At 68.1% G+C, this 9,086-nt stretch carries 10 protein-coding genes; 9 read left to right on the top strand and 1 reads right to left on the bottom strand.

The genetic code is table 11. From position 1 onward, the window contains the following. Nucleotides 1-80: 80 nt before the first annotated feature. Nucleotides 81-551 (bottom strand): MarR family winged helix-turn-helix transcriptional regulator, encoded by a 471-nt coding sequence (locus HMJ39_RS02940; RefSeq protein WP_194296208.1) that lies wholly within the window; start codon nt 549-551, stop codon nt 81-83. A 181-nt stretch (nt 552-732) separates the two neighbouring features. On the opposite strand from HMJ39_RS02940, the gene ccoN reads away from it, so the two are divergent. From ccoN to HMJ39_RS02895, 9 genes are read left to right on the top strand one after another with little or no spacing between them, the layout of a single operon-like run. Further along, nucleotides 733-2,166 (top strand): cytochrome-c oxidase, cbb3-type subunit I, encoded by a 1,434-nt coding sequence (ccoN, locus tag HMJ39_RS02935; RefSeq protein ID WP_161385628.1) that lies wholly within the window; start codon nt 733-735, stop codon nt 2,164-2,166. 2 nt (nt 2,167-2,168) lie between these two features. Further along, nucleotides 2,169-2,801: a cytochrome-c oxidase, cbb3-type subunit II gene (gene ccoO, locus HMJ39_RS02930; RefSeq protein WP_161385629.1), complete on the top strand. Its 633-nt coding sequence runs from the start codon at nt 2,169-2,171 to the stop codon at nt 2,799-2,801. Then, complete coding sequence (locus HMJ39_RS02925) at nt 2,801-2,986, top strand: cbb3-type cytochrome oxidase subunit 3 (protein WP_161385630.1); 186 nt, start codon at nt 2,801-2,803, stop codon at nt 2,984-2,986. The genes ccoO and HMJ39_RS02925 overlap by 1 nt, the downstream gene beginning before the upstream one ends. Next, nucleotides 2,983-3,894, top strand: a complete 912-nt coding sequence (gene ccoP / locus HMJ39_RS02920) for a cytochrome-c oxidase, cbb3-type subunit III (protein WP_161385631.1) — start codon at nt 2,983-2,985, stop codon at nt 3,892-3,894. Before HMJ39_RS02925 ends, ccoP begins: the two co-directional genes overlap by 4 nt. Nucleotides 3,895-3,897: 3 nt before the next feature. Next, nucleotides 3,898-5,319, top strand: a complete 1,422-nt coding sequence (ccoG, locus tag HMJ39_RS02915) for a cytochrome c oxidase accessory protein CcoG (RefSeq protein ID WP_161385632.1) — start codon at nt 3,898-3,900, stop codon at nt 5,317-5,319. Beyond that, nucleotides 5,288-5,800, top strand: a complete 513-nt coding sequence (locus HMJ39_RS02910) for a FixH family protein (protein WP_194296207.1) — start codon at nt 5,288-5,290, stop codon at nt 5,798-5,800. The genes ccoG and HMJ39_RS02910 overlap by 32 nt, the downstream gene beginning before the upstream one ends. Beyond that, a complete protein-coding gene (locus HMJ39_RS02905) occupies nt 5,797-8,181 on the top strand; it encodes a heavy metal translocating P-type ATPase (RefSeq protein ID WP_194296206.1) in 2,385 nt (794 codons plus the stop codon). The genes HMJ39_RS02910 and HMJ39_RS02905 overlap by 4 nt, the downstream gene beginning before the upstream one ends. Beyond that, nucleotides 8,160-8,309 (top strand): cbb3-type cytochrome oxidase assembly protein CcoS, encoded by a 150-nt coding sequence (ccoS, locus tag HMJ39_RS02900; RefSeq protein WP_161385635.1) that lies wholly within the window; start codon nt 8,160-8,162, stop codon nt 8,307-8,309. The genes HMJ39_RS02905 and ccoS overlap by 22 nt, the downstream gene beginning before the upstream one ends. Beyond that, entirely contained in the window at nt 8,302-9,042 is a 741-nt protein-coding gene (locus tag HMJ39_RS02895) for an urease accessory protein UreH domain-containing protein (RefSeq protein ID WP_161385636.1), read from the top strand. Before ccoS ends, HMJ39_RS02895 begins: the two co-directional genes overlap by 8 nt. Nucleotides 9,043-9,086: the final 44 nt, after the last annotated feature.

Below are 9,086 nucleotides of genomic sequence, written 5' to 3'. Positions count from 1 at the left end.
GGCTCCTGGAGGGCTGCGTAGTCTCACACCTCCAGTCTTCCGGGTACGCCCCGAATGAACAACCTACTGAAAGGTCACAGCTAGCCTTCGTCGTCGGGGGCCCCGCTCATTTTCGCCAGAAGATGCAGCAGGGCCACCCGCTCGGCGGGGTTCAGATTTTCCATGGTGAGATCGGAGATGCGCTGGGCCGCCGGCACCATCTCATCCACCAGCCCCTCCCCTTCCGGCGTGATGGTGACGATCACCTTGCGCTGATCCTGCGCGCAGGTGGACAGCGCGATCCAGTCCCGCGCCTTGAGACGCTTGATCACCCCTCGCACCGTCGCCGGGTCGATGGCCGTGGCCTGGACGATGTCGGTAAGCGAGCTCGGCCCCCGTTCCACCAGTGTACACAGGGTCACGAACTGAATGGCGGTGAGCTGCTTGTCGCAGCTGTGGCGCTGGAAGATGGCGGTATGCCGCTGGTAGGCCCGACGCAGCAGATGCCCCACTTGCTCGGAAAATTCATAGCCGTACTCGGCCGGTGTATGGGGTTTGTCGCGTTTGGGCATGAGTTCGTCCATCTCCGTCGATTTAGGGTGTACACATTATAATGACCTTTGACGACCCGGAAAATCCCGCCGTCGCCGTCCCCCGCCTTGACCCATGTCAACGGTCTTCACGGACCCCGCTGTTAACGTTCACCCCGCCTTGATCGGGTCCGTCCGGGCCGCTCATTAGAAGGGAAACATCATGCAAGACACCGCTTTGACGCCTGCCTACCACTACAAGGTGGTCCGGCAATTCACGGTCGCCACCGTGATCTGGGGGGTGGTGGGTATGCTGGTCGGGGTGTGGATCGCCGCCCAGCTTGCCTGGCCCGCTCTCAACCTGGAAATTCCCTGGTTGACCTTCGGCCGTCTCCGGCCGCTGCACACCAATGCGGTGATTTTCGCCTTTGGGGGCAGTGCCTTGATTGGCACCTCGCTGTACGTGGTGCAGCGAACCTGCGAAACCAACCTGGCGTTTCCGCGCCTGGCCAGTTTCGTGTTCTGGGGGTACCAGGCGGTGATCGTTCTGGCCGCCATCTCCCTGCCGCTGGGCTTCACCAGCGCCAAGGAGTACGCCGAGCTGGAGTGGCCCATCGACATCCTGCTGGCGGTGGTCTGGGTGGCCTACGCCCTGGTGTTCTTCGCCACCATCGGCAAGCGTCGCACCAGCCACATCTATGTCGCCAACTGGTTCTACGGCGCCTTCATCATCGCCATCGCCCTGCTGCACATCGTCAACAGTGCTGCGGTGCCGATCTCGCTGACCAAGTCCTACTCCGCCTACAGCGGCGCCATCGACGCCATGGTGCAGTGGTGGTACGGCCATAACGCGGTGGGTTTCTTCCTGACCGCCGGCTTCCTGGGCATGATGTACTACTATGTGCCGATCCAGGCGCAGCGGCCGATCTACTCCTACCGGCTGTCCATCGTGCACTTCTGGGCGCTGATCGCGGTGTACATGTGGGCCGGGCCCCATCACCTGCATTATTCCAGTCTCCCGGACTGGGCCCAGTCCGTGGGCATGGTGTTCTCCATCGTGCTGCTGGCGCCCAGCTGGGGCGGCATGATCAACGGCATGATGACCCTGTCCGGCGCCTGGCACAAGCTGCGCACCGACCCCATCATCCGCTTCCTGATCGTGGCCCTGTCGTTCTACGGCATGAGCACCTTCGAGGGCCCGATGATGTCGATCAAGACCGTCAACGCGCTCAGCCACAACACCGACTGGACCATCGGCCACGTGCACTCCGGCGCCCTGGGCTGGGTGGCGATGATCACCATGGGCTCCATCTATGTCATGGTGCCGCGCCTGTTCGACCGCCAGCGCATGTACTCGATCCGCTGGATCAACGCCCACTTCTGGCTCTCCACCATCGGCACGGTGCTCTACATCGCCGCCATGTGGGTGTCCGGCATCATGCAGGGCCTGATGTGGCGCGCCGTCAACGAGGACGGAACCCTCACCTACAACTTCGTGCAGGAACTGGCCGAGCGGCAGCCCTTCTACATCGTGCGTCTGCTCGGCGGCGTGATCTTCCTGGCCGGCATGATCCTGATGGCGGTGAATGTCTGGATGACCATTCGCGGCACGCGCAGCGACGAAGGTGAACTCAATCTGGTCGGGGCGGAGGCGTAAACATGGCCAACTATCATTCCGTAATCGAGAAAAACGTGAGCCTGATGATCGTGCTCACCCTGGTGGCGGTCAGCTTCGGCGGTCTGGCGGAAATCGTGCCGCTGTTCTGGCAGAAGGCGACCACCGAGCCGATGGCCACCCTGCGCCCCTACACGGCCCTGGAAATGGCCGGCCGCGACATCTACATCCGCGAGGGCTGCCATGTGTGCCACACCCAGATGGTGCGGCCGCTGCGCGCCGAGACCGAGCGCTTCGGCCCTTACAGCGTGGCCGGCGAGGACGTCTGGGAGCACCCCTTCCTGTGGGGCTCCAAGCGTACCGGGCCGGATCTGGACCGGGTCGGGCTGCGCCCGATCACCGAGCAGTGGCATCGCGAGCACCTGCGTGATCCGCGCCAGGTGGTGCCCGAATCCAACATGCCGGCCTACCCCTGGCTGGCGGAAAACACGGTGGACTGGTCGCACATGGAACGCACCCTGAAGGTGTTCAAGAACCAGTTCGGCGTGCCCTACAGCGATCAGGACATCGACGACCAGATGAACAAAGTACGCGGTGAATGGGCCGACGCCACCGAGGAAGACGCGGTGGTCGCCTATCTGCTGTCCCTGGGCCAGGCCCGGCGGGAGGAACGCTGATGAACTACCACGCCTTGCTGACGGTGATTTTCTTCGTCGCATTTCTGGCCCTGGTGGCCTGGGTCTACCGCCCCTCGCGCAAGCGTGACTACCAGCGCCTCGGCGAGATTCCGCTGAACACCGACCCGCTCGGCCCGGCCCGCCGGCGCGACGGGTCCGACCAACACCGGGGGGAGCAGTCATGAGCCAGTTCTGGAGCATCTACATCATCGCCATCGTGGTGCTGAACCTGGTGGGTTGCGCGATTCTGCTGCTGGTCAATCTGAAGATGACCCCGGAGGAAGCCCGCAACGAGACCACCGGCCACAGCTTCGACGGCATCCAGGAGCGCAACCAGCCGCTGCCGCGCTGGTGGCTGTTCCTGTTCGTGGGGACCCTGATCTTCTCCGTGGTCTACCTGGTGCTCTACCCGGGCCTGGGCCGTTTCGGCGGCCTGCTCAACTGGAGCAGCGTGACCCAGTGGGAAGAGGAAGTGGCGCTGGTGGAAAAACGCACCGAGCCGTTGTTCGAGCAGTTCGCCAAGGTACCGGTGGACGAGCTGCACCAGTACCCGGAAGCCCGGGACGTGGGCGGCCGCCTGTTCGCCAACAACTGCGCCATCTGTCACGGCTCCGACGCGCGCGGCGCCAAGGGCTACCCCAACCTGACCGATGACGACTGGCTCTATGGCGGCAGCGCCGATGCCATCCTCACCAGCATCACCCAGGGCCGCAACGGCATGATGCCGCCCATGGCCGCCGCCATCGGCGGTACCGACGAAGCGGTCCATGACATGGCCCTGTACGTGCAGAGCCTGAGCCGCCCGGACATGACCAGTGATCCACAAGTGGCGGCGGCGGTGGAACGGGCCAAGCCCAAGTTCGCCGCCTGTGCCGCCTGCCATGGTCAGGATGCCACCGGCAACCAGGCCCTGGGCGCGCCCAACCTGACCGACGGCATCTGGCTGCATGGCGCCCGGGTGGAGGACATCGAGACCACCATTCGTCAGGGTCGCAACAGTCATATGCCCAAGCACGAGGGCGTGCTGTCCGACGAGCGTTTGCACGTGCTCGCCGCCTATGTCTACGGTTTGTCGCGCAGCGACGAGGAGTAAACCATGAATGCAGGTCGCCGAATCCCGGTGGAGCAATCCCACCCCGACGAAGAAGGCGCGCGGCTCTACGCCAAGCGCCAGCGCATCCAGATCAAGGATGTGAAGGGCCACTACCAGCGTCTGCGCGACGCCAGTGTCCGCGTCGTGGTGGCTCTCTACCTGGTTCTTCCCTGGCTGACCTGGAACGACCGGCAGGCGATTCTCTTCGACCTGCCGGAGCGCCGTTTTCACATCTTCGGGCTGACGTTCTGGCCCCAGGATTTTCTGTTCCTGGCCTGGGCACTGATCATCTCCGCCCTGGCCCTGTTTTTCGTCACCGTGTTCGCCGGGCGGGTGTACTGCGGCTATGTGTGCCCGCAGACCGCCTGGACACGGTGGTTCATGGCCATTGAGCAATTTTTCGAGGGTGACCGACACCAGCGCATCAAGCTGGACAAGGCCCCCCTGAGCCTTAATAAGGTGAGCCGGCGGTTCGCCAAGCACGGCCTGTGGCTGGTGCTGGCGCTGGCCACCGGTCTCACTTTCGTCGGCTATTTCACGCCAATCCGTGAATTGGTGCCCGACTTCTTCACCGGTCAGGTGGGCGGCTGGGCGCTGTTCTGGATCGGGTTCTTCACCTTCGCCACCTACGGCAACGCCGGCTTCATGCGCGAGCAGGTGTGCCTGTACATGTGCCCCTACGCGCGTTTCCAAAGCGTGATGTTCGACCGCGACACCCTGATCGTGAGCTACGACCGGGCCCGGGGCGAGCCGCGCCGGCGCGGCGCCCGTAAGCATAGCGAGGAACCGGCCGGGGACTGCGTGGACTGCGGCCTGTGCGTGCAGGTCTGCCCCACCGGCATCGATATCCGCGAGGGTCTGCAGTACGAGTGCATCACCTGCGCCGCCTGCATCGACGCCTGTGACCAGGTAATGGAACGGGTTGACCGGCCCAAGGGGCTGATCCGCTACACCACCGAGAACGCCCTCAACGGCCGCCACACCCACCTGTTGCGCCCGCGCCTGATCGGCTACGGCGCGGTCATCCTGATTCTCGTCGGGCTGTTCGCCGGCAGCCTGGTCACCCGGGTGCCGTTGCAGGTGGACGTCTTGCGCGACCGCAACCAGCTGTACCGGGTTACCGGCAGTGGCACCATCGAGAACAGCTATCGGCTGGAAATTCTCAACAAGGCCCAGACCCCGCACAGCTACCAGCTTACCCTGGAAGGGCCGGAGGGGCTGACCCTTGTGAACGGCCCCCGGGACTTTACACTGCGTCCCGGCGAGCACCGCAGCCTGCCGGTCACGGTAAGCGCCGACCCCTATGCCGGCACCGTGGAATCCGCCGATATCCGCTTCCGCGTGCATGCCGTGAACGGCGCGGACAGTGATGCCCCCGATATGGAGATGGCCCATGAATCCCGCTTCATCGCCCCACGCTCTTGAGGCGCCCTGGTACCGGCACCCGCTGGTATGGCTGATGATTGCCCTGCCCGCCTCGGCGGTCGTTGGCGGGCTGGTCACGCTGGCCATCGCCATCACCCATGCCGACAGCACCGTGGACGACAACTGGTATCGTGATGGCAAGGCCATCAACCGCTCCCTGGAAGCGGAAAACCGGGCCGCCCGCCTGGGCCTGGCCGCCAGCCTGGACGCCGATGGCCGGGTGCGGCTGAGCAGCGCCATCGCGGTGCCCTGGCCGGACCGGCTGAACCTGAAGCTGCGCCATCCCACCTTCGCCGACCAGGACCGGAACCTGACTCTCCGTCATCTGGGCCAAGGCCGTTACGAGCCGGACGAGGCGCTGCCGGATAAAGGCGAGTGGAACGTGACCCTGGCGCCGCCGGACGGCGCCTGGCGCCTCTATCACCGCCTGCGCCTGGGCCCGGACGGGGCCCGCCTGGGCAGCGTGGAGCCCGGCCGGTGACGGTACTGTGCGGACATTGCGGCGAGGTGGCCCCCACCCCGCCGTTTCTGGCGCCCGGCGCCGAGGGCGAACGCCCGGCCTGCTGCCCGGGCTGCGCCGCTGCCATGGCCCTGATCCACGATCTGGGCCTGGACGATTACTACCGTTTGCGCGGTGCCGACAACGACGCCGCCCCGGACGGCGACGAACGGGAGCGCGCCCTGGCCCTGTTCGACGTGCCCGAGCTGCTGGCCGCCCACCGCCGCCCGGACCCGGCCGGCGAGCGTCTGACCCTGGCTCTTTCCGGCCTTACCTGCGCCGCCTGTTGCTGGCTGATCGAGAAGGCCGCCGGCGACATCCCCGGGGTGGTGTCCGTGCACACCAACCTGGCCGCCATGACACTCACCCTGGTTTATGACCGTCCGGACGCCCCGCGCCGGGTGGCGGAACGGCTGCTCAAGCTCGGTTACGGCGTCACCCTGCCCGGCGACCCGTCGGCGGAAGCGGATCAGCGCCGCGAGGCGCGACGTCTGCTGGGTCGGCTGGCCCTGGCGGGCCTGGGCGCCATGCAGGCGATGATGTATTCCGCCGCCCTCTACCTGGGCGCTTTCGAGGGCGGCGATGAGATCTACGCCTGGGTGTTCCGCATCGCCAGTTTCCTGGTCGCCACGCCGGTGGTGTTCTACGCCGGCTGGCCGTTCTTCCAGGGCGCCTGGCGCGGCCTGCGCGCCGGCCGCCCGGGCATGGATCTGCCGGTGGCCCTGGCCCTGGGACTGGCGTGGGCCGGTTCCCTGGTGAACATGGCCCTGGGCGGCAGCCATGTGTATTTCGATTCCGCCGCCATGTTCGTGTTCTTCCTGCTGCTCAGCCGCTGGCTGGAACAGCGCCAGCGCCACCGGGTGCGGGCCGCCTGGCGGCGCCTGCGCGACGCCCTGCCCCTGGTGGTGCGCCGCCTGGATGGCGAGCGGGAAACCTGGGTGGCGAGCCGCCAGATTCGCGCCGGCGACCGACTGCGCCTGGCCCAGGGTGAAACCGTGCCGGTGGACGGCCTGGTGGTGCGCGGCGACGCCCGCGTGGCGGAAAGCGCGCTCACCGGCGAGCCGCTGCCGGTGGCGGTGGCCGACGGCGCCACGGTGCGCGCCGGCTCCCGGGTCCTGGAAGGCGACCTGACCCTGGATGCCGCCGCCCCGGTGGCGGAAAGCCTGGTGGCGCGGATTGGCGACCAGGTGGCCCGGGCCGAGGAGGAACGCCTGCCCCTGGTGCGCGACTGGGGCCGGGTGGCGCCGCTGTTCACCCTGGGCGTGCTGGCCCTGGCCGCCGCCACCCTGGCGCTGCACTGGTCCGCCGGCCCGGCTCTGGCGTTCGAGCACACCCTGGCGGTGCTGGTGGTGACCTGCCCCTGCGCCCTGGCCCTGGCGGTGCCCCTGACCGTGTCCGCCAGTCTCAGCGCCGCCCTCAAGGAAGGCGTGCTGATCGCCTCCCCCTCCCAGTTACTGGCGCTCAACGAGGTGCGCGGCGTGCTGTTCGACAAGACCGGCACGCTCACCGAAGGCTGTTTCGAGCTGGTCGGTTCCCAGCGCCCGGACGGCGCCACCGGCGCCGACCACAATGCCCCCCTGCTGGCGATCGCCGCCGCCCTGGAGCAGGGTCACCCGCATCCCCTGGCGCGGGCCTTCGACGGCCTGGCCCCGGACCGGGCGGTGGCCGATATCCGGGTGCGCGCCGACGGCGCCAGCGGCCACCGGGACGGGCGGCTCTGGGAAATCGGCCCGGCCACGGTGGACGGCCCCGGCCCCAGCGCCGCCACCACGCTGATCCTCAGCGAGGACGGCGTGCCCCGGCTGCGGCTGTTTTTGCGCGACCGGCTGCGCCCGGAAGCGGTGGCGGTGACCGCCGCCCTGCGCGAGCGCGGCTGGCGGCTGCGCCTGGCCAGCGGCGACGGCGAGGCGCCGGTGGCGGCGCTGGCCCGGACCCTGACCCTGGACGCCCACCGGGCCCGTCAGACCCCGGACGACAAGGCCGCCTGGCTGCGCGCGCTGCACCGGGAGGAAGGCCCGCAGATGATGGTCGGCGACGGCATCAACGACGCCCCGGCGCTGCTCGAGGCAACGGTGTCCGTGGCCACCGCCAACGCCACCAGCCTGGCACGCCGGGCCGCCGGCCTCTATCTGCTGCGCCCGGGCCTGGATACCCTGGCGGCGCTGCCGGACCTGGCCCGGCGGGCGCGCCGGCGCATTCATCAGAACCTGGGTTGGGCGCTGGGCTACAATCTGCTCGCGGTACCGCTGGCCATGGCCGGCTGGATTCCGCCCTGGGCGGCGGCGCTGGGCATGTCCGCCAGTTCCCTTCTGGTCACCTTCAACGCGGCGAGGCTGGCACGATGGCCATCATCATTCTCCTGATCCCCCTGGCGATGCTGTTCCTGGCACTGGCGGTGTGGGCCCTGTTCTGGGCAATCCGCCGGGGCCAGTTCGAGGACCTGGACCACGAAGCCTGGCGCATCGTGTTCGAGGACCGCGACCATGATTGAGGCCCTGCTGCCGCTGATCGGTGGCGCCGCCCTGCTGGCCCTGGCCGGCATGGTCCACTGCGTGGGCATGTGCGGCGGCATCGGCACCGCCCTCACCTTCGCGATCCCGGAACCGCGCCGCCGGGGCGCGCGGCTGTGGGCCTGGCAGCTGCTGTTCGCCGGCGGTCGCGTTGCTGGTTACACCCTGCTCGGCGCTCTGGCGGGCGCCCTGGGCGGGCAATTGCTCAACCTGCTGCCCGCCGGCGGCCCGGCCTGGCCGGCGCTGTTCTCCGGGCTGCTGATGGTGCTGCTGGCCTGGCACTTCCTCGGCAACGGCGGCGCCCTGCGCGCCCTGGAACGCCCCGGCGCGGCCCTGTGGCGCTGGCTGAAGCCGGCCCGGGCGGCGCTGATTCCGGTGGACCGGCCCTACAAGGCACTGGGCCTGGGCCTGCTGTGGGGCCTGCTGCCCTGCGGGCTGGTGTACTCGGCGCTGCTGCTCGCCGCCACCGCCGGCGGCGCCGGTGGCGGCGCCCTGGTGATGCTGGTGTTCGGCGCCATCACCGTGGCCCCGGTGGCCGCCGCCGGGGTCGCCGGTGGTCAGCTGCGGCACCTGCGTGGGCCCGGCGCCCGACGACTGGCCGGGGTCGCCACCCTGGGCCTGGCGCTGTGGTTTCTGGCCCAGGGCCTGTGGCTGCACAGCGGCGCTCTGCCCCTGCCTTTTTGCGGCGAGGCGTCCGTTCCCACCTTCCTTTGATGCACATCAAAACGGTTGGCGACGGGGCAGGCATGATGGCATCG

Source organism: Alloalcanivorax profundimaris, from assembly GCF_015265435.1.
GTDB lineage: Bacteria > Pseudomonadota > Gammaproteobacteria > Pseudomonadales > Alcanivoracaceae > Alloalcanivorax > Alloalcanivorax profundimaris.
Note: the sequence above shows the minus strand (reverse complement) of the source record. Positions and strands in the feature narration are given on the sequence as shown.